Origin of the sequence: Actinospica durhamensis (assembly GCF_018139695.1) — a bacterium.
Lineage (GTDB): Bacteria > Actinomycetota > Actinomycetes > Streptomycetales > Catenulisporaceae > Actinospica > Actinospica durhamensis.
This window is the reverse complement of record NZ_JAGSOG010000051.1, coordinates 1-20,345: the sequence shown is the minus strand read 5'-3', so window position 1 is coordinate 20,345 and position 20,345 is coordinate 1. Positions and strand designations below refer to the sequence as shown.

13 protein-coding genes are annotated in these 20,345 nt (G+C 69.9%); 11 read left to right on the top strand and 2 right to left on the bottom strand.

What is annotated here, in order from left to right; genetic code table 11:
- The first annotated feature begins 35 nt into the window (after positions 1 to 35).
- The 6 genes from KDL01_RS13085 to KDL01_RS13060 all read left to right on the top strand — a co-directional run bounded on the left by KDL01_RS13085 (position 36) and on the right by KDL01_RS13060 (position 7,682).
- The gene (locus tag KDL01_RS13085; protein ID WP_307846285.1) at positions 36 to 1,022 is read left to right on the top strand and encodes a decaprenyl-phosphate phosphoribosyltransferase; all 987 of its coding nucleotides are present in this window, start codon (positions 36 to 38) and stop codon (positions 1,020 to 1,022) included.
- Positions 1,012 to 2,427 (top strand): decaprenylphosphoryl-beta-D-ribose oxidase, encoded by a 1,416-nt coding sequence (gene dprE1, locus KDL01_RS13080; protein WP_212528720.1) that lies wholly within the window; start codon positions 1,012 to 1,014, stop codon positions 2,425 to 2,427. The genes KDL01_RS13085 and dprE1 overlap by 11 nt, the downstream gene beginning before the upstream one ends.
- 10 nt (positions 2,428 to 2,437) lie before the next feature.
- Positions 2,438 to 3,202 (top strand): decaprenylphospho-beta-D-erythro-pentofuranosid-2-ulose 2-reductase, encoded by a 765-nt coding sequence (gene dprE2 / locus KDL01_RS13075; RefSeq protein WP_212528719.1) that lies wholly within the window; start codon positions 2,438 to 2,440, stop codon positions 3,200 to 3,202.
- 94 nt (positions 3,203 to 3,296) lie between these two features.
- Positions 3,297 to 4,130, top strand: coding sequence for a class I SAM-dependent methyltransferase (locus KDL01_RS13070; protein ID WP_368861559.1), 834 nt, complete (start codon positions 3,297 to 3,299; stop codon positions 4,128 to 4,130).
- 56 nt (positions 4,131 to 4,186) lie between these two features.
- Positions 4,187 to 6,280 (top strand): excinuclease ABC subunit UvrB, encoded by a 2,094-nt coding sequence (gene uvrB, locus KDL01_RS13065; protein ID WP_212528717.1) that lies wholly within the window; start codon positions 4,187 to 4,189, stop codon positions 6,278 to 6,280.
- A 196-nt stretch (positions 6,281 to 6,476) separates the two neighbouring features.
- Positions 6,477 to 7,682 (top strand): hypothetical protein, encoded by a 1,206-nt coding sequence (locus KDL01_RS13060; protein ID WP_212528716.1) that lies wholly within the window; start codon positions 6,477 to 6,479, stop codon positions 7,680 to 7,682.
- Positions 7,683 to 7,783: 101 nt separating this feature from the next.
- Here KDL01_RS13060 and KDL01_RS13055 read toward each other — a convergent pair whose 3' ends face one another.
- Positions 7,784 to 9,217 (bottom strand): alpha-L-fucosidase, encoded by a 1,434-nt coding sequence (locus tag KDL01_RS13055; protein ID WP_212528715.1) that lies wholly within the window; start codon positions 9,215 to 9,217, stop codon positions 7,784 to 7,786.
- On the bottom strand, positions 9,214 to 11,694 hold the full coding sequence (locus tag KDL01_RS13050; protein ID WP_307846283.1) for a glycoside hydrolase family 3 C-terminal domain-containing protein: 2,481 nt from the start codon (positions 11,692 to 11,694) through the stop codon (positions 9,214 to 9,216). The genes KDL01_RS13055 and KDL01_RS13050 overlap by 4 nt, the downstream gene beginning before the upstream one ends.
- A 489-nt stretch (positions 11,695 to 12,183) precedes the next feature.
- Between KDL01_RS13050 and KDL01_RS13045 the strand changes: the two genes are divergently transcribed.
- From KDL01_RS13045 to KDL01_RS13025, 5 genes are all read left to right on the top strand, one after another.
- Positions 12,184 to 13,749: an ABC transporter substrate-binding protein gene (locus KDL01_RS13045; protein WP_212528713.1), complete on the top strand. Its 1,566-nt coding sequence runs from the start codon at positions 12,184 to 12,186 to the stop codon at positions 13,747 to 13,749.
- Positions 13,750 to 13,965: 216 nt separating this feature from the next.
- A complete protein-coding gene (locus tag KDL01_RS13040) occupies positions 13,966 to 14,901 on the top strand; it encodes an ABC transporter permease (RefSeq protein WP_212528712.1) in 936 nt (311 codons plus the stop codon).
- A complete protein-coding gene (locus tag KDL01_RS13035; RefSeq protein WP_212528711.1) occupies positions 14,898 to 15,866 on the top strand; it encodes a carbohydrate ABC transporter permease in 969 nt (322 codons plus the stop codon). Before KDL01_RS13040 ends, KDL01_RS13035 begins: the two co-directional genes overlap by 4 nt.
- An 18-nt stretch (positions 15,867 to 15,884) precedes the next feature.
- Positions 15,885 to 18,155 carry a WD40/YVTN/BNR-like repeat-containing protein gene (locus tag KDL01_RS13030; RefSeq protein WP_212528710.1) on the top strand — a complete coding sequence of 757 codons (2,271 nt, stop codon included), beginning with the start codon at positions 15,885 to 15,887 and terminating at the stop codon, positions 18,153 to 18,155.
- A 9-nt stretch (positions 18,156 to 18,164) separates the two neighbouring features.
- Complete coding sequence (locus tag KDL01_RS13025) at positions 18,165 to 20,084, top strand: beta-galactosidase (RefSeq protein ID WP_212528709.1); 1,920 nt, start codon at positions 18,165 to 18,167, stop codon at positions 20,082 to 20,084.
- The last annotated feature ends 261 nt before the right edge of the window (positions 20,085 to 20,345 follow it).

Below are 20,345 nucleotides of genomic sequence, written 5' to 3'. Positions count from 1 at the left end.
CTGCCCGGCTCTCAGAGCGCTGTGAGGAGCACGTCGTGAGTTCATTCCCGGCACAACAACACGAGTCGGACATGCTCGACGAAGCTCAGCTCCAGGCAGACTCCGAGCTCGCGCTCGACCCGGCCGCCGTCGCGCTCGGCTCCGGCGGCTCGCTGCTGAGCGGCCTGGTGCGCGAGGCCCGGCCCAAACAGTGGATCAAGAACCTGCTGGTGCTCACCGCGCCGCTGGCGGCCGGCACGATCGGGCACACGAAGACGCTGAGACCGGTCGCGGTGGCCTTCGTCGCGTTCTGCCTCGCCGCCTCAGCGGTCTACTACGCCAACGACTCGCTGGACGTGGAGGCCGACCGGGCCCACCCGACCAAGTGCCGCCGGCCCATCGCCGCGGGCATCGTCCCGATCAAGCTGGCCTGGGTCTGCGCGGCCGTGCTCGGCGCGGCGGCGCTGGTGGTGGCGGCGTCCGAGAACGCCGGGCTGGCCGCACTGGTGGCGATCTACCTGGCCATGCACCTGTCCTACAGCGCCTGGTTCAAGCACGTCCTGGTGGTCGACCTCGCCCTGGTCGCCGGCGGCTTCCTGCTGCGGGCCATGGCGGGCGGCGTGGCCGCGGGCATCGACCTGTCCCAGTGGTTCCTGCTGACCACGGCCTTCGGCTCGCTGTTCATGGTGGCCGGCAAGCGTTTCTCCGAGATGATCCTGATGGGTGAGGGCGCCGCGACCACCCGCCGCTCGCTGGCCATGTACACGACCTCGTACCTGCGCTTCATCTGGCAGACCATGGCGGGCCTGGCCATCTTGACCTACAGCCTCTGGGCCTTCGACCTCGACCGGTCCGCGCACGGGGTGCACTGGCACGAGATCTCCATCGTGGCCTGGTCCTTCCTGTTCCTGCGCTACGCGATGTTCGTGGACGCGGGCAAGGCCGGCGAGCCCGAGGACGTCGTGCTGGGCGATAAGGTCATCATGGCGATCGGCGCCGGCTGGCTGGTGCTGTTCGCCATCGGAGTCTTCAATGGGCACTGATCGAGCGGGCACGCGCGTGCCCGGCACGGACTTGGAGGTGGCGGCGGTGCCGCAGCCGCGTCGGGAGAAGTTGACCGGATGGGGCCGTACGGCGCCGTCCGTGGCCGAGGTGGTGCGGCCGAGCACCCGGGAGCAGGTCGCCGAGGCGGTGGCCGGCGCCGGAGCGCGCGGCATCGTCGCGCGGGGCCTGGGCCGCTCCTACGGGGACCCGGCGCAGAACGCCGGCGGCCGGGTACTCGACCTGACCGGGATGAACCGGATCCTGGGCGTGGACCTCGAAACCGGCACCGTGGAGGTGGAGCCCGGCGTCAGCCTGCAGCAGCTGATGCAGGCGATGCTGCCCTTCGGCTACTTCGTGCCGGTCACCCCCGGCACCAGGTACGTGACCGTCGGCGGCGCGATCGGCTGCGACATCCACGGCAAGTCGCACCACGCCGACGGCTCCTTCGCCCAGCACGTGCTGGAGCTCGACCTGCTGCTCGCCGACGGCTCCGTGCGTACCCTGACACCCGAGTCCGACCCCGGGCTGTTCTGGGCCACGGCCGGCGGCATGGGCCTGACCGGCGTCATCGTGCGGGCGAAGCTGAAGATGATGCGGGTCGAGACCTCGCGCATCCTGGTGGAGACCAAGCGCGTGGCCGACCTCGACGAGGCGATGGAGCGGATGACGCTCACGGACGCGGACTACCGCTTCTCCGTCGCCTCCCTGGACAACCTGGCCACCGGCCCCTCGCTCGGCCGCGGCTGGGTGGAGAGCGGCAACTTCGCCGGGCTCGAACACCTGCCCGCCAAGCTGCGCGAGACTCCGCTGGCCTTCCACCCGAAGCCGCTGGCCGCGATGCCGGACCTGTTCCCCAGCGGCCTGCTCAACCGCCGCACCATCCGGCTGATGAACGAGGCGAACTTCCGCCGCGCCCCCAAGGACGCGCACCCGCACCTGGCCAGCATCGGCGGGTTCTTCCACCCGCTGGACGCGATCCACGACTGGAACCGCGTCTACGGCGCGGCCGGGTTCCTGCAGTACCAGTTCGTGGTGCCGTTCGAGGCGGCCGCGACGCTGCGCCGGGTCGTGGAGCGGGTGGCGGTGCAGGGCGCGCCCTCGTTCGTCACCGTGCTCAAGCGTTTCGGGCCGGCCAGCCCCGGTTACCTGTCCTTCCCGACCGACGGTTGGACGCTCACCTACGACTTCCCGACCGGGACGCCCGGGCTGGCCGGGCTGCTGCGCTGGATGGACGCGCAGGTGCTCGAGGCCGGCGGACGGCTCTACCTGGCGAAGGACTCGAGGATGTCTCCCGGAGACCTGGCCGCGATGTACCCGCGGCTCGAGGACTTCCGGAAGGTGCGGGCCGAGGTGGATCCGCACGGGGTGTTCGTCTCCGACCAGTCCCGCCGACTCAGCCTGTAAGGAATCTGCCATGAAGGACTCCCTCGGTTCGGTCCAGTCGCTGCTCGTGCTCGGCGGCGGGTCCGACATCGCCCTGGCCACCGCGCGCAAGCTGGCCCAGGACCGGACCAAGCGCATCATCCTGGCCGGCCGGCCCTCCGAGCGGCTGGACGCCGGCGCCGACCTGCTGCGCGGCCTCGGGGCCGAGGTGCGGGTGGTGAACTTCGACGCCCTCGAGTTCGGCGAGCACGAGAAGGTCCTCGCCCCGCTGTTCGAGGAGGGCGACATCGACGTGGTGCTGCTCGCCTTCGGCGTGCTGGGCGACCAGAAGACCGACGAGCGCGACCCGCTGGCCGCCGCGAAGGTGGTCCAGTCGAACTACGTCGGCGCCGTCACCTCCTCGCTGGTGGTGGCCGAGGCGCTCAAGAAGCAGGGCCACGGCGCGCTGGTGGTGCTCTCCTCGGTCGCGGCCGAGCGCGGGCGCAAGGACAACTTCATCTACGGCTCGAGCAAGGCCGGCCTCGACACCTTCGCGCAGGGCTTGGGCGACTCGCTCCAGGGCACCGGCGTGCACGTGATGGTGGTGCGGCCCGGGTTCGTGGACTCGAAGATGACCGCGGGCCTGCCCAAGGCGCCGATGTCCACCACCCCCGAGGCGGTGGCCGAGGGCATCGTCGACGGCCTGCGCCGCGAGGCCGACCTGGTCTGGGTCCCGGCCCAGCTGCGCTACGTCTTCTCCGGGCTGCGGCACCTGCCCCGCCCGGCCTTCCGCAAGGTCGTGGACAAGCAGGCCTGACCGACACGCCGCCTGAGTCGGCGGCGCCGTTCATCGAGCCCTGCCATAATCCAGCCTTTGCCCGTTTCCGGTGAAGGGTGGGACCGCTGTGACGATCGGCGACTGGGTGTGGGACGAGACCCTGTTCGAGGGCGCGTCCGAGTTCTACACGGCGGGCCGGCCGCCGTACGCGCCCGGCTGGGTGGACGTGTGCGTCGAGGTGCTCGACCTCGACGGCACCGGCCGGCTGGCCGACGTCGGCTGCGGCCCGGGCACGCTCGCGCTCGCCCTGGCCGACCGCTTCGCCGAGGTGGTCGGCCTCGACCCGGACGACGGGATGATCGCCGCGGCCGCGCGCCAGGCCGAGGCCGAGGGCCACGCCGAGCGCAGCCGCTGGATCCAGGCCCGCGCCGAGGACTGGCCGGACGGACTCGGCACCTTCACGGTCGCCGCGTTCGGCCAGTCCTTCCACTGGATGGACCGCGACCGGGTGGCGGCCACCATGCGCGCCGCGCTCGCGCCCGGCGGCGCGGTGGTGCTCGTCGCGGCCCCGCACGTGGACGCTCTGCCGGACGGCCCGATGCCGCATCCGGAAGCACCCACCGCACGGATCAAGGCCTTGGCTGAGCGCTATCTGGGCCCTGTGTGGCGGGCCGGCCGGGGCACCTTGCCGAACGGCACACCGGGCGGCGAGGGAGCGGTGCTCGAGCGGGCCGGGTTCGGCAGCCATGAGTGCCACCTCGTCCCGGGCGGCCGACCCCTCGAGCGCACGGCCGACGTCGTGGTGGCCGAGGTGTTCTCCCTGTCCGGATCGGCGCCGCACCTGTTCGGCGACCGGCTCCCCGAGTTCGAGGCCGAGCTGCGCCTGCTGCTGGCCGAGGCCTCGCCCTCCGGCCTGTTCTCGCGTCGCCAGCCGAGCACCGAGATCCGCGTCTGGTGGGTCCGGTGACCCGCGCCGACCTGCGCTGACGCCGATTGTCCGAGGGCGGCTCTAGCCTGGATGACATGACGCGACCGACGACGGATCTGGAACGCAGTGTGGCCCCCTTCGAGGTGGTCAGCGACTACAAGCCCTCGGGCGACCAGCCGCAGGCGATCGCCGAACTCGAGCAGCGGGTGAAGGCGGGGGAGCGCAACGTCGTGCTGCTCGGCGCGACCGGCACCGGCAAGTCCGCCACCACGGCCTGGCTGGTCGAGCGGCTGCAGCGGCCCACGCTCGTGCTGGCCCCGAACAAGACCCTCGCCGCCCAGCTCGCGAACGAGTTCCGGGAGCTGCTGCCGAACAACGCGGTCGAGTACTTCGTCTCGTACTACGACTACTACCAGCCCGAGGCGTACGTGGCGCAGACCGACACGTACATCGAGAAGGACTCCTCGGTCAACTCGGAGGTGGAGCGGCTGCGCCACTCCGCCACCAGCTCCCTGCTGACCCGGCGCGACGTGGTCGTGGTGGCCTCGGTCTCCTGCATCTACGGCCTGGGCACGCCGCAGGAGTACGTGGACCGGATGGTGCGCCTGCGCGTGGGCGAGGAGTTCGAGCTCGACCAGCTGCTGCGCCGGCTCGTCGCGGTGCAGTACGCGCGCAACGACGTGGCCTTCACCCGCGGCACCTTCCGGGTGCGCGGGGACACCGTGGACATCTTCCCGATGTACGAGGAGCACCCGGTCCGGGTGGAGATGTTCGGCGACGAGATCGAGCGGCTGATGACGCTGCACCCGGTCACCGGCGAGATCCTGACGGACGATCAGGAGATCTACGTCTTCCCGGCCACCCACTACGTGGCCGGTCCGGAGCGGATGGAGCGGGCCATCGCCGGGATCGAGGCGGAGCTCGAGGAGCGCCTGGCCGTGCTGGAGCGGCAGGGCAAACTGCTCGAGGCGCAGCGGCTGCGCATGCGCACCACCTACGACGTGGAGATGATGCGCGAGGTCGGGTTCTGCAACGGCATCGAGAACTACTCCCGGCACATCGACGGGCGCGAGGCCGGCACCGCGCCCAACACCCTGCTCGACTACTTCCCCGACGACTTCCTGCTGGTCATCGACGAGTCGCACCAGACCGTGCCGCAGATCGGCGCGATGTACGAGGGCGACACCTCGCGCAAGCGCAACCTGGTGGACTTCGGCTTCCGGCTGCCCTCGGCCCTGGACAACCGCCCGCTCAAGTGGGAGGAGTTCGTCGAGCGGATCGGGCAGACGGTCTACCTCTCGGCCACCCCCGGACCCTACGAGCTCGCCAAGGCCGGCGGCGAGGTGGTCGAGCAGGTCATCCGGCCGACCGGCCTGGTGGACCCGGAGATCGTGGTCAAGCCGACGGAGGGTCAGATCGACGACCTGGTGCACGAGATCCGCCAGCGCGAGCAGCGCGGCGAGCGGGTGCTGGTGACGACGCTGACCAAGAAGATGTCCGAGGACCTGACGGACTATCTGCTCGAGCTCGGCGTCAAGGTGCGGTATCTGCACTCGGACATCGACACCCTGCGCCGGGTCGAGCTGCTGCGCGAACTGCGCCTCGGCGTCTTCGACGTCATGGTCGGCATCAACCTGCTGCGTGAGGGCCTTGACCTGCCCGAGGTCTCGCTGGTGGCGATCCTGGACGCGGACAAGGAGGGCTTCCTGCGCAGCCCCACCTCGCTGATCCAGACCATCGGCCGGGCCGCGCGCAACGTCGGCGGCCAGGTGCACATGTACGCGGACAAGATCACCCCGGCCATGGCCAAGGCGATCGACGAGACCAACCGGCGCCGGGAGAAGCAGCGGGCGTACAACACCGAGCACGGCATCGACCCGACCCCGCTGCGCAAGAAGATCGCCGACATCACCGACTCGCTCATCCGCGAGGACGCCGACACCCGCGAGCTGCTCAGCCGTCCGCAGGGCAAGGGCCGCTCGCCCGTCCCCGGCGTCGGCGCGCGCGGGGTGACCAGCGTGGACTACGTCGGCAAGCCGGCCGAGGAGCTCGAGGCGCTGATCGAGGACCTGTCCCAGCAGATGCACACGGCCGCGGCGCAGCTGCAGTTCGAGCTCGCCGCGCGGTTCCGCGACGAGATCTCGGAGCTCAAGAAGGAGCTGCGCGGGATGCGCGCGGCCGGGGTGTGACCGCCGGCGCGGCCGAGTCCGTACCGATCCCGTGACAACGCGCAGGCGGGACCGGTACGGACGGCGCGATAGGATCCGGCGTGAGCTCACCCACACCGCGCGTTCGCGCGCGGTTCACCCGCAGGCTTGCCGGAGGTGGTCGGGCGCGCATCCCGCGCCGAGCGCCGGTACGGCATGAAGGACGGACAGCGCGACCGTGACCAGTAGCACGACCGAGCAACAAGCCCCGGATCAGCAGTCGGCTCCCGCCCGGTTCGCCGCGGCGCGCGGCGCCGTGGCGCGCTCGGCCCGGCGGGCCTGGCCCGCGATGGCCGCGTACCTGGCCGCGCGCCTGGTGAGCACGCTGGTCTTCGGACTGCTCTCCAGCGGGCACGGCTACGCCAGCCGCGGCATGTTCGTGTATGTCGACTCGGGCTGGTACCAGCAGATCGCCCTGCGCGGCTACGACACCGCCATCTCCCCGAACCTCTCGCCCTTCGCCTTCGACCCGCTCTATCCGGGTCTGATGGGGCTCGGCCACACGATCACCGGCCTGAGCGTCACCGCGATCGGACTGGCGGTGACCTGGATCGCCGCCCTCGCCTGCGCCTGGGCGCTGTCCGAGATCGGCGCCCTGGTGCGCGACGCGCGCACCGGCCTGATCTTCGCGGTGCTCTGGTCGCTGATGCCCTCCGCCGTGATCCAGGGCGCCCTGTACGCCGACACCCTCGCGATCTGCCTGTCCGCCTGGGCGCTGTACGCGCTGCTGCGCCGCAACCTGGTCACCGCGGCCGTGCTCGCCTGCCTGGCCGGCTCCACCCGCCCCACCGCGAACGCGATCGTGGCGACGGTGTGCGTGGGCGCCGTGGTCGAGTTCCTGCGGGCCCGCAGACAGGGCACGAGCGCCGGCTGGCGGCCCTGGGCGGCCTTCGTCATCGCGCCGCTCGGCTCCGTCGGCTTCCTGTCCTACGTCGCGTACCGGATGGGCAGCCTCGGCGGCTATATGCGCGCGCAGAAGAAGTGGGGCACCGGCTTCGGCAACAGCAGCCAGGTGCTGCACCGGATCAAGCTGGGCCTCGAGGGCTCCACGCACGGCGGCTACGACACCGGCCAGGCCCACATCACCACCGCGGTGCTGCTGATCGTCCCGTTCCTGATCCTGGCGATGTTCCTGCAGCGCCAGCCCTGGCAGCTGCTGACCTACACCTGCATCGTCGCGGTGATCATCTACACCGCGATCCACGACTACTCGGTCGTGCCGCGCGAGATGCTCGCCGCGTTCCCGCTACTGCTCGCCCCGGCCGGCTGGCTGGCCTCGCTGCGCCGCCGCTGGGTGGTGTGGGTCGTGCTCGGCGTGCTCGCCGTCGCGGCCGGCTGGTACGCCGGGTACATCCCGATCGACGGCGGCCCCGGCTACCCGTAGGCCGCCCGGCGGACCGCTTCCGGCCGCCCGGCCGCCCCGGACACCACACGGCGCCCGCTCGATCTCGCGATCGGGCGGGCGCCGTGCGTTCCCTGTGCGTGTCAGGCAGCCGTGATGCGCAGCACCGGCAGCGGCACGGCCGCCCGGTGCCCTGCGGTCCAGGACTCGGGCAGACGCACCGTGAGCGCGTGCGGCCCGCGCTCGAACTCCAGCGGCACCGGGGTGAACTCGCCGGTGTGTCCGAGCAGTTCGATCAGTTTGACCTCGCCCTGGTAGAGCGTCAGGTCCGAGCCAAGCGAGCGGATCTCGATCCGCCCGTCCTGCGGCGCGGAAAGGCCGAGCACGTACAGCACGTCGCCGCGGGTGGTGAAGCGCAGGTCCCGCGGGCCGAAGCCGTCCTGATCGCGCTCCATGAACTTCCCCTCCACCGCGCGGGCCGGGCCCTCGCCGTAGACGGACCACGGCCGGGTGCCGTAGATCGCCTCGCCGTTGACCGCGAGCCAGGCCCCGATCTCGCGCAGCACCTCGGCCTCGGCGGAGTGGATCGTCCCGTCCGCCTTGGGGCCGACGTTCAGCAGCAGGCTGCCGTTCTTCGCGACGGTGTCCACCAGCGTGCCGACGAGCTCGCCCGGGGTCTTGTAGTCCTCGCCCTCGACGTGGCACCAGGCGCCGCGCCCGATCGAGGTGCACGCCTGCCACGGCTGCGGCCGCAGCGTGGCGCTGGCGCCGCGCTCGACGTCCTCCACAGCCGTGCCGGCCGGGAAGGCGCCGTCCTTGTACGTGAGCACGGGCCCGAGGCCGGCCTCGGCCATCCGGTTGTAGTAGTGCGCCGCGATCTTCGGCAGGTACGGGAGGTACCCGGGCCGGTGGATCCACCAGTCGAAGTACAGCAGCTGCGGCTCATAGGCGTCCACGAGCTCGAGCGTGTGCGCGACCCACTCCTGCAGGAACTGCTCGTTCGGCTCCAGCTGCTGGGACTGGGCCGGGCCGTAGAACGAGCTGTAGCGCGGATCGCGCACGTCCGAGTCGAAGGCCATGCCGCCGTTGAGGAACCACCACAGCTCGGCCCGGTGGGTCGAGACCCCGAAGGTCATCGACCGGCGCCGCACCGCCTCGGACAGTTCACCGATCACGTCCCGCTTCGGACCCATCACCGCGGCGTTCCACGGGTTGAGCTCGCTGCGGTACATGGCGAAACCGTCGTGGTGCACGGCCACCGGGACCACGTACTGCGCCCCGGCCTCGCGGAAGAGCGCGGCCCAGGCGTCGGCGTCGAAGGACTCGCCGGTCAGCAGCGGGATGAAGTCCTTGTAGCCGAACTCGTTCTGCGGGCCCCACACCTCGCGGTGGTGCTCGTACTCCGGCGAGCCCATCTGGTACATGTTGCGCGCGTACCACTCGTTGCCCCACGCGGGCACCGAGTACGGGCCCCAGTGGATGAAGATGCCGAACTTCGCGTCCCTGAACCACTCGGGCACCTCATAGGCGGCCAGGGACTCCCAGGTCGCCTCGTAGCGCGTCGGCCGGGCCGTCACGAAAGCTTCACCCGCACGCTCGTGCGCAGGTCCGTGCTGGAGGCACCGGCCTCGAAGACGTACTCGCCGGCCGGGACGCGGGTGCGGCCCTCGGCCTCGGACCACTGCGCCAGGCTCTCGCCGGCCACCTCGAAGGCGACCTCGCGCCGCTCGCCCGCCGCCAGCGGCACGCGGGCGAATCCGACCAGCACCCGCAGCGCCTCGCGCTCGGCGTCGAAGTCCTCGCCGCCCGTCCGGCGCGCGTAGATCTGCACGATTTCGTCACCAAATCGGGAGCCGGTGTTGGTCACGTCCAAGTCAAGGGTTACTGTGAACGCTCCCGCTCCTTCGGCCCGCACCTGCGCGGTCGGATCCGAGTACTCGAACGTCGCGTAGGAAAGACCATGACCGAACGGATAGAGGTGGTCACGCCGCGAGTACCGGTAGGTCCACCGCGATCCGACGACGTCGTAGTCGGTGGGGTCCGGGAGCACGGCCGAGCCCGCGTACCAGGTCTGCGGCAGCCGGCCCGAAGGGCTCTGCGCTCCGGTGAGCACCCCCGCGAGCGCGCTGCCGATCTCCTGGCCCGCGTGCGAGCTCCACAGGATCGCCGGCAGGTTCTCCTGCGCGAAGTCGATCGCGTAGGGGTAGCTCGAGACCACGACCAGCACCGCGGCCGGATGGGCCCGCTGCACCACGCGCAGCAGCCGCTCCTGCCGGGCCGGCAGCGCGAGCCCGTCGCGGTCCACCGTCTCGCGGCCGTTGATGTGCGGGTCGTTGCCCAGCACCAGCACGACGCGGTCGGCCGAGGCGGCGAGACGCTCCGCCTCCTGCTCGCCGTCCTGCACCACCTCGAGCTGGAAGCGGGTGGCCGCGGCGGCGTCCTCGATATCGGCCAGCAGCCGGCCGGTGCCCGGCTCGACGCGCACGTACTTGCGGCTGTGCGGCGAGTTGGCGCGCAGCGTGAAAGTTTCACCGGAAGCGGCGTCCGCGGCGGTGCCCGGCGCGGATTCGAACTCCCAGAGCTCCTTGACGAACCAGCCGTCCGGGGTCGCCGAGACCGCGTCCGCGACCAGGTCGTCCTCGCCGGTCAGGCCCAGGTAGCGGCCGTTGTCCTCGGCCTGGAGGGTGTGCACCGGCAGCGGGCACTGCACGCTGGTGCCCCAGTCCTGGTGCCGGTACGGGCCGAAGGCCGCCGCCTCGGCGCCCTGCTCGTCCGCGACGCGCAATACGACCAGGTCGGCGCCGTCGGCGGTGACCACCTCGGTGCCGGCTTCGGCGTACGCGGCGGCGAGCCCGTCGGCGATGCTGACCGAATACGGGAGCGTGCCGCTGTACCAGTCGGTGAGCACGCGGGTGCCCAGGTGGCCGATGACGGCGATGCGTCCCGGCGCGTCCTGGCCGGTCGGCAGGGGCAGCGCGGCGTCCTCGTTCTTGAGCAGCACCACCGAGGCGTCGGCCGCCTCGCGGGCCAGCGCCCGGTGCGGCGCGCTGTCGATGACCTCGGCGCGGATGCCGGCGTATGGGTCGGCGTCCTTGGCGAACTCGCCGGTGCGCGCGCGCAGCAGCAGCAGGCGGCGTACGGCCTGGTCGAGGTCGGCCTCGGTGATCAGGCCGCGTTCGAGCGCGGCGGTGAACCGCTCGATCGTGGGCGCGCTGTCCGCGGAGTTGTCGGTGTAGCTGTCCACGCCCGCCTTCAGCGCGGCGGCGTGCGATTCGACGTGGTCCGGGAAGTATTTCTCCCGCTCGACCAGGTTCGACGGGGCCTGCGCGTCCGAGCAGACCGCGACCTCCGGATCCCAGGAGCGCAGCGCCTCGTTGATCAACGGGTGGACGTGGTTGGGCACGCCGTTGGTCAGGTTGTAGCCGGGCATCACGCCCGCGACCACGCCCGCCTCGATCGGGCCGCGGAAGGCCGGGAACTCGTACTCGTGCAGCACCCGGTCGGGCACCCGCACGTCCACGATGTCGCGGTCGGTCTCGATGTTGTAGGCCAGGAAGTGCTTGAGCACCGGCGTGGTGCGCCAGACCGTCGGGTGGTCCCCGCGCAGGCCGCGGCAGAAGGCCGTGGCGATCTGCGCGGTCGCGTACGGGTCCTCGCTGTAGCCCTCCTCGTTGCGGCCCCAGCGCGGGTCGCGCAGCAGGTTCACCACCGGCGCCCAGACGTTCAGCGTGACCTGCGGCGGCTTCTCGTTCTGGCCGCTGTCCTGGTACGCGTTCGCGGTGTCCTGGCTGAACGCACGCACCTCGGTCGACACGGCCTCGCCCACCCGGCGCACCAGCTCCCGGTCCCAGGTCGCGCCCAGGCCCACGGCCTGCGGGAAGACCGTCGCCTTGCCGATCCAGGCCACGCCGTGCAGCCCCTCGCAGCCGGTCAGGAACTTCTCCAGGCCGAGCCGCTCCACGACCGGCTGGTGCTGGTGCAGGAAGGCCACCTTCTCCTGGACGGTCAGTTCGGCCAGCAGCGCCTGCGCCTGCTGTTCGGGCGTGGGGGTCACGGGGGCCACTCTCTCTCGCGGGGGGTGCGAAGGCGATGGTTCGGAAACGTAGATCTGATCGAAGCGCTTCGAAAGTTCCATCCCACCCCCCTTCCTGTCAATCCCCGGGCGCGTGCACACAAGCCGGGATGGAGCGGTCGGAACAAAATCTTCGCACGTCAAAGGCATTGTAAGGGTCAACCCCGGCAGGAGGTGAGCAGTGGTATCGACCACCGGGCCTCTCGCCCGCCCGTCATCGAATTGTAACCGAAGTCCCTTGCATGGGCCGTTTTACTGACCTAACCTCAAGCCAACATTGAAGCGCTTCGACGACTCCCTCCAACGCGGGTCGGCCGACGCGACCCCACACTCTTGGAGAGTTCAATGCCGAGCTCCACCGCTTTCACCCGCCGTGGTTTCGTGACCACGTCCGCGGGTGTCGCCGGCGCGATAGCCGCCATGCCGCTGCTTTCCGCCTGTGGCAGCAGCGCCAGTGCCTCAGGTTCCGGTGTGACGAATTCGAACACCGTCAAGACCGTGATCCCGACCTATAAGGCCTCTGACGCGGTTACCGCCGACATCCCCTCCGTGACGGGGATCAACGGCGCGGCCTCCGACCCCGCCTTCCTGAACTTCCCGGCCACTCCGGTCAAGTCCGTCACCGGCACGATCGGCTCCGGCGGCACCTACAAGGCCGTGACCCCGGTCTGGGGCTCGGTCCCGCCGGCCGGCAACAGCTACTACCAGGCCGTGAACGCGGCGATCGGCGCGACGCTGAACGAGAACCCCTCGGACGGCAACAACTACGCCACCATGCTCTCGACGCTGTTCGCCTCCGGGAACATCCCGGACTGGCTGGACGTGCCGGGCTGGAACACCGCCGCCATCCAGAACTTCTCCGAGGGTGTCGAGAAGTACTTCAAGGACCTCACGCCCTACCTGGCCGGCGACAAGTCGCTGGACTACCCGAACCTCGCCGCGATCCCCTCCACGGGCTGGTCCGCGGGTGTGTGGAACGGCAAGCTCTACGGCATCCCGCTGTGGGTCTCCTCGGCCTCGTTCGCGGGCATGGTCTTCTACCGCGCGGACATCTTCAAGACCGCCGGCATCGACGCCTCCACGATCACCAGCGCCGACGCGCTCAAGGCGCTCGGTGCCGAGCTGACCGTCAAGTCCAAGGGCCAGTACGCCTTCGACGACCTGGGCACCTTCCTCTACCAGGTGTTCAACATCCCGGTCTCCTCCGGTGTGGGCTTCACCAAGGACTCCAGCGGCAACTTCGTCAGCAAGTACGAGATGCCCGAGTTCGTCGAGATGCTGTCGTTCGCCTCCTCGCTCTCGACCAGCGGCTACGTGCACCCCTCGGCCATCGCCGGCGACAGCGCCGACGCGAAGAGCCGCTTCTGGGCCGGCAAGACCGTCATCACCGCCGACGGCACCGGCGCCTGGAACAAGGCCGACGCGCAGTCCGGCGCCTCGGCGAGCCCGTCCTACGAGCGCCAGGGCTTCAAGGTCTTCTCGTTCGACGGCAGCACGCCGAAGATCGGCCTCGAGGCCGGCGCGAGCATGTTCTCGTACCTGAACAAGAACCTCTCGGACGCCCAGGTCAAGGAAGTGCTGAACATCGCGAACTACCTCGCGGCGCCGTTCGGCAGCGCGGAGTACCTGGTGGCGCGTTACGGCACCGAGGGCACCGACTACACGATGACCTCCTCCGGCCCGACCCTGACCGCCGAGGGCAACAAGGTCGTCACCGACACCTTCGACCAGCTGGCCAACTGCCAGGCGGTCACCTTCAACGCCGGGTACAACCAGATCACGCAGGACTACGCGGCCTGGCAGGCGGACGCCGTCGCGCACGCGTACAAGCCGCTGTTCTGGGCCATGAACATCACCGAGCCGTCCTCGACCTCGAAGGCGACCACCGCCCTCGAGTCCGTCATCACCGACGTGCGCCTCGGCCGCAAGACCGTGACCGACTACCAGAACGCGCTGACCACCTGGAAGTCTCAGGCCGGCAACACGCTGCGCACCTTCTACGAGGGTGTGGCCAAGCAGTACGGCACCGGCAACTAAGTCTGAGCGGGGGAATCCGGACGGATTCGGGCGATGGACCATGCCCGGATCCGTCCGGTCCGGCCGTGGTCGGTGGGAGACCGCGGCACGAGTCAACGCGTAAGAATGGGAGAGCGGCCGGTGGCGGCGATCACGACCCAGGAGGCGGAAGCCTCCACGCAACGTCGGCGCTTGGGCGTCGGCCGAGCTAAGGCCAAGGGGCCGAAACAACAGCGGTTGAACTGGCGCATCCGGCTGCGGCGAGACAAGACGCTGCTGCTGATGTGCCTGCCGGCGCTGATCTTGATCGTGTTGTTCAACTACCTGCCGATGGCAGGGATCATCATCGCGTTCGAGAACTACGACATCTACCAGGGCCTGATCCACAGCCAGTTCGTCGGACTCGCCAACTTCCAGGAGGCGCTGACCGACCCCGGGTTCTGGCAGGCCTTCCAGAACACGCTGGTGATCGCCGCCGTTCAGCTGGTGCTCTACTTCCCGATCCCGATCGTGCTCGCGCTCCTGGTCAACACGATCCTCAGCCCGCGCATCAAGTCGTTCATCCAGGCCATCGTCTTCCTGCCGCACTTCTTCAGCTACGTCCTGGTCATCACCATGTTCCAGGAGTTCCTCGGCGGCGCCGGCGTGCTCAACGTGTTCCTCAACAAGCACGGGATCTCGTCGTGGAACATCATGACCGATCCGGGCACCTTCAAATACCTGGTCACCGCGCAGGCCGTGTGGAAGGAGGCGGGCTGGGGCCTGATCGTCTTCCTGGCCGCGCTCGCCGCCATCGACAACAGCCTCTACGAGGCGGCCGCGGTGGACGGCGCCGGCCGATGGCGCCGGATGCGGCACATCACCCTGCCCGGACTGCGCGGCATCGTGGTGCTGATGCTGGTATTGCGCCTCGGCAACGCGCTCAGCGTCGGCTTCGAGCAGATGCTGATCCAGCGCCAGGCGGTGGGCGCGAGCGCGGCCGACGTGCTCGACACCTACTCCTATATCTATTCCGGCCTGGGCGGCGGCTTCGGAGGGACCACCTCCATCGGCGGCAGTTACAGCTATGGCGCCGCGGTCGGTGTGTTCAAGGGCGTGTTGTCCCTGGTCTTGATTCTGAGCGCGAACAAGATCGCGCACATGTTCGGTGAGGATGGGTTGTACCGGCGATGAGCACTGTCACTGAAACCGGGCGTCGCTTCCGTCCCGCCTCCGCCCGCGGATTCCGCAAGCCCGACCAGAACCGGCGTCCGGTCTGGGAGGAGAAGCCGAGCTGGTACGGCCAGTTCGGCAAGGGCTCCGTCATCACCGTCGTGATGCTGCTGATCCTCGTCCCGGTCTGGGGCGTGGTGCTCACCAGCTTCTCCGACAAGGGCTCGATCAACTCGGCCGGCGGCGGCCTCGTGCTCATTCCGCACGGCCTGAGCCTGCAGAACTACCAGCTGATCTTCAGCGGCGGCACGGTCAGCCGCGCCCTGTTCGTCACCGTCCTGATCACCGTCGTCGGCACGGCGATCTCGATGGTGGTCAGCGTCCTGTGCGCCTACGGGCTCTCCCGGTCCAGCTCCTTCGCCCAGCGCCCGGTGCTGATGACGCTCGTCGTCACGATGTTCTTCAACGGCGGCATCATCCCCACCTTCCTGGTCGTCAACGACCTGAAGCTCTACGGCAGCCTCTGGGCGCTGATCCTGCCCTCGGCCGTGAACGTCTTCAACATCCTGGTGTTGCGGGCCTTCTTCACCGGCACCGCGTCCGAGCTGATCGAGGCCGCGCGGCTGGACGGCGCGAGCGAGTGGCGGGTGCTGTGGTCGGTCGTGGTGCCGACCTCGCGTGCCGTCATCGCGGTCATCACCATGTTCTACGCGGTCGCCTACTGGGGCACGTTCTTCAACGCGATCCTCTACGAATCCGAGAACGCCACCAACAACCCCCTGGCCGTGGTCATCTACGACTACACGCTCCTGGGCACCACCATGCCCGGGATGGGCACCACGGGCGTCGGCGGTCTCGCGCAGGCGTCCCAGACCGGGCTCTCCATGGCCACGGTCACCCTTTCACTCATTCCCATCGTCGTCCTGACTCCGTTCGTGCAGAGGCACTTCGCCAAGGGCATGCTCACGGGCGCCGTCAAGGGCTGAGAGGACACGACCATCCCCATGCGCACCTCGAAGAAGAGGGCGATCCTTGCCTGCACCGCGGCCGGGCTGCTCGCTGCCCCGCTGGCCATCGCTCCGTCGGCCTCGGCCACGAGCAGCTCCGCGGGTAGTGGCAACGGATATGTGTGGAACAACGTGAACGTCGGCGCCGGCGGTTTCATCACCGGCGTCGTGTACAACCCGACCCAGCCGGGTCTGGCCTACCTGCGCACGGACATCGGCGGGCTCTACCGCTGGAACGCGTCGTCGAAGACGTGGATCCCGCTGCTGGACTCGACCAGCTTCCAGAACTGGAATGAGCTCGGCGTCGAGTCGGTCGCCACCGACCCGATCCACCCGAACGTGGTGTGGGCGGCGGTCGGCTCCTACTCGGAGAGCTGGAACAACGGCCAGCCCTCGGCCATCCTGCGCTCGGACGACTACGGACGCACCTGGACCTCGTTCAGCGTGCCGTTCGAGAACGGCTCGAACGACCAGGGCCGGGACTCCGGTGAGCGCCTCGTCGTGGACCCCAACGACGACAACGTGCTCTACTTCGGCACCCGCAACGACGGCCTGTGGAAGTCCACCGACGGCGGACGCACCTGGGCCCAGGACAAGAGCTTCCCCGACCTGGGCTCGAACTCCACCAACGGCCTGCAGTTCGTGACCTTCGACCAGACCGAGAAGCACCGCGGCACCCCGACCCAGCACATCGTGGTCGGCGACGCGGACGACTCGACGCTGTACGAGACCACGGACGGCGGCGCCACCTGGACCACGGTCTCCGGCGGCGCCGGCACCCTCCCGATCAAGGCGCAGTTCTCCGGCGACGGCTCGCTGTACGTGGTCTACGATCAGTACACCGGCCCGTACTGGATGGGCACCGGCAAGCTCTACAAGTTCGCCGCCGGCACCACCTCGCGCCACGGCAACGGCGCGGTGGGCGCGGCCACGGACATCACGCCGGAGGGCTCCTCCGCCTGGTGGGGCTACGACGGCCTGGCCGTGGACCCGAGCAACCCGGACACCGTGTACGTCTCCACCAACGACCGGTGGAGCCCGGTGGATACCATCTACCGGTCCACCGACGGCGGCAGCACCTGGGCCGACGTGTCCGCCTCGACCTCGCTGAACGTCGCCTCCGAGCCGTACCTGGCCTGGGGCGCGCAGCCTAAGTTCGGCTGGTGGATCGGCACCATCGCGGTCGACCCGTTCGACTCGAACCACGTCGTGTACGGCACCGGCGCCACGCTCTACGGCACCGACAACATGGGCGCGCTCGACAGCGGCGGCACGGTGGACTTCTCCAGCGCCGCGGCCAAGGGTGTCGAGGAGACCTCCGTCAAGGCCCTGCTGGTGCCCAACGGCCCGAGCGACTGCAAGCTGATCAGTGCCCTGGGCGACCTCGGCGGGTTCTGCCACACTTCGCTCACCCAGTCCCCGACCGACACGTTCGACGCGACCTACAGCACCGGCTCCGGCATCGCCCAGGACGCCAAGGGCGACCTGATCGCGTTCGTCGGCGAGGGCAACAACGAGGCCATGGGCCAGTACTCCACCGACGGCGGCAAGACCTGGACGCAGTTCACCATGCCCAGCTCGATGAGCTGGGGCCAGGGCCAGGTGGCGGTCGCCGCGGACGGCTCGAGCATCGTGTGGAACCCGGCCGACGGCACGACCCCGGTCTACTCGACCGACCGCGGCCAGACCTGGACCGCCGTGTCCGGCCTGCCCACGGGCGTGGCTCCGGTCGCCGACCCGGTGAACGCGAAGGTGTACTACGCGATCGACTCGAGCACCGGCGTGCTCTACCGCTCCACCGACGGCGGCGAGACCTTCGCCTCGGCCGCCACCGGACTGAGCGCGGTCAGCAACGACCAGTTGCAGACCATCCCGGGCCACGCCGGCGAGCTTTACTTCGCCGCGCAGACCGGCGGTCTGATGCACTCGACCGACGGCGGCACGACCTGGACCCAGGTGGACTCGGCGGACGTCTCCGCGGCCTACGCCGTGGGCGAGGGCGCGGCCGCGCCGGGCACGCACAACCAGACCCTTTACCTGGTGGGCACGGTCGACTCCGTCACCGGGTTCTACATGTCCACGGATCTGGGCAAGCACTGGACCAAGATCAACAGCGACCAGCAGAACTTCGGCTGGATTCCGGATATCGTCGGCGACCCGAACCACTACGGCCGGGTCTACGTCGGCACCAACGGTCGGGGCATCGAGACGATCGACGTCTCGGCTCAGGGCCAGAACCAGAACAACCAGGGCCAGAACCAGAAGTAGGAAGAGCTCATGGCTTCTCTGCACGACGCCACGCGCGGCCAGCTGCTGTTCGGGGGCGACTACAACCCCGAACAGTGGCCGCGCGAGGTCTGGGAGGACGACGTCCGGCTGATGCGCGAGGCGGGTGTGAACCTGGCCACGGTCGGCGTCTTCTCCTGGGCCCTGTTGGAGCCGAAGCCGGGTGAGTACGACTTCGGCTGGCTCGACGAGGTCCTGGACCTGCTGCACGCGGGCGGGATCGGCGTCGCGCTGGCCACCCCCACCGCGAGCGCGCCGCCGTGGATGCACCACCGCTGGCCGGAGACCTCGCCGCAGGACAAGGACCGCACCGTGCGCACCTACGGGTCGCGCAACGCGTACTGTCCCTCCTCGGCGGTCTACCGGCGGCACGCCGACGCGATCTGCGCCGCGCTGGCCGAGCGGTACGCGCACCACCCGGCGCTGCGGATCTGGCACATCGGCAACGAGTTCGGGACCGTCTGCTACTGCGACGGCTGCGCCGAGGCGTTCCGCACCTGGCTCAAGGCCAGGTACACCGACCTCGACGGGCTCAACGAGGCCTGGGGCACCCGGTTCTGGTCGCAGCACTACGGCGACTGGACCGAGGTGATCCCGCCGCGCAAGGTCCAGTACGTGATCAACCCGATGCAGGACCAGGACTACCGCAGGTTCGCCTCGGACCTGCTGCTCGAGGGCTTCAAGACCGAGCGCGACATCGTCTCGGCCCGCAACCGCGCGATCCCGGTCACCACGAACTTCATGGGGTTCTTCAAGGACACCGACTCGTGGAGCTGGGCGCCCGAGGAGGACTTCGCCTCGGTCGACTCGTATCCGGACCCGAACGATCCGCTCGGTGCGTGCTGGGGCGCGTTCTCGCAGGACCTGACCCGCTCCCTGGGCAAGGCCACCCGCGGCGGCGGCTGGATCATGATGGAGCAGTCCACCGGCGGCGTCGGCTGGCGCCAGGTGTCCACGCCCAAGCCGCCCGGCATGTTCCGGCTCTGGTCGCTCCAGGCGCTCGCGCGCGGGGCGGACGGGCTGCTGCAGTTCCAGTGGCGCGCCTCGAAGCAGGGCGCCGAGCGCACGCACAGCGCCATGATTCCCCATGCGGGCCCTGATTCACGGGTCTTCCGCGAGGTGTGCGAGCTCGGCAAGGACCTGCTCGGCATGCACGAGGTGGCCGGGACCGAGGTCGCGGCCGAGGTCGCGATCGTGATGGACTGGGACGCCTGGCGGGCCGTGGAACTCGACCACCAGCCCCACTCCGGGTTCAAGTACGTGGACCGGCTCTACGAGTACTACACCGCGCTGTGGCAGGCGAACATCACCTGCGACTTCGTGGCGCCGGAGGCGGACCTGTCCGGCTACCGGCTGGTGCTCGCGCCGAGCCTGTACCAGCTCTCCGACGAGGCCGGCCGGAACCTGGAGCGCCACGTCGAAGCCGGCGGCACGCTCGTGGTCGGGCCGTTCAGCGGAGTGACGGACCCGGACGAGCGGATCCGCCTCGGCGGTTACCCCGCGTCCCTGCGGGAGCTGCTCGGGATCCGGATCGAGGAGTACTGGCCCCTGGTGGACGGCCTCGAACTGCGGGTCGGCTCGGCCGAACTCGGCGCGTTCACCGCCTCCACCTGGGCCGAGTGGTTCGACCTCGCGTCCACCACGGCGCGCGTGGTGGCCCGGATCGAGGACGGCGTGCTGGCCGGCCATCCCGCGGTCACCGTGAACACCTTCGGCGAGGGCTCGGCCTGGTACGTCGCCACGCTGCCGGACGCCGAGGCGCTCGGCCGGGTGCTGCGCCGGGCCGCGGCCGAGGCCGGAGTCGCGCCGGTGCTGCCCGATCTGCCCGAGGGCGTGGAGGCGGTCCGGCGGGGAGACCGCGTCTTCGTGCTCGACCATCGCACCCGTGAGGTCGAGATCCGTGCCGCCTGAGCCACGGCCCCTCGGTCCCGCCGCGCCGGGACCGGGGGGCCGTATCCATCAGCCACCTTGCCGCGTCACGGCGGTTTCACCGGGTAGCCTCGGGGAAACGCGGACGCCGGGTGGCGTCGGAGGACGAAACTATCGAAGCGCTTCGACAGATCCTCTAGACAGTCCCCACGTGCGCGGTCTACCCTTCAGGGGCAAGACTTGGCGGCAGGCCGGGAATCCGGCCGGGGATAATGTCGAAGCGCTTCACCACCGCTTTCGAGC

Bases quoted from the DNA above. Each gene is read 5' to 3' on its own strand.
- dprE1 (WP_212528720.1), top strand. From the start codon at position 1,012: ATGGGCACTGATCGAGCGGGCACGCGCGTGCCCGGCACGGACTTGGAG.
- dprE2 (WP_212528719.1), top strand. From the start codon at position 2,438: ATGAAGGACTCCCTCGGTTCGGTCCAGTCGCTGCTCGTGCTCGGCGGC.
- uvrB (WP_212528717.1), top strand. From the start codon at position 4,187: ATGACGCGACCGACGACGGATCTGGAACGCAGTGTGGCCCCCTTCGAG.
- KDL01_RS13035 (WP_212528711.1), top strand. From the start codon at position 14,898: ATGAGCACTGTCACTGAAACCGGGCGTCGCTTCCGTCCCGCCTCCGCC.
- KDL01_RS13030 (WP_212528710.1), top strand. From the start codon at position 15,885: ATGCGCACCTCGAAGAAGAGGGCGATCCTTGCCTGCACCGCGGCCGGG.
- KDL01_RS13025 (WP_212528709.1), top strand. From the start codon at position 18,165: ATGGCTTCTCTGCACGACGCCACGCGCGGCCAGCTGCTGTTCGGGGGC.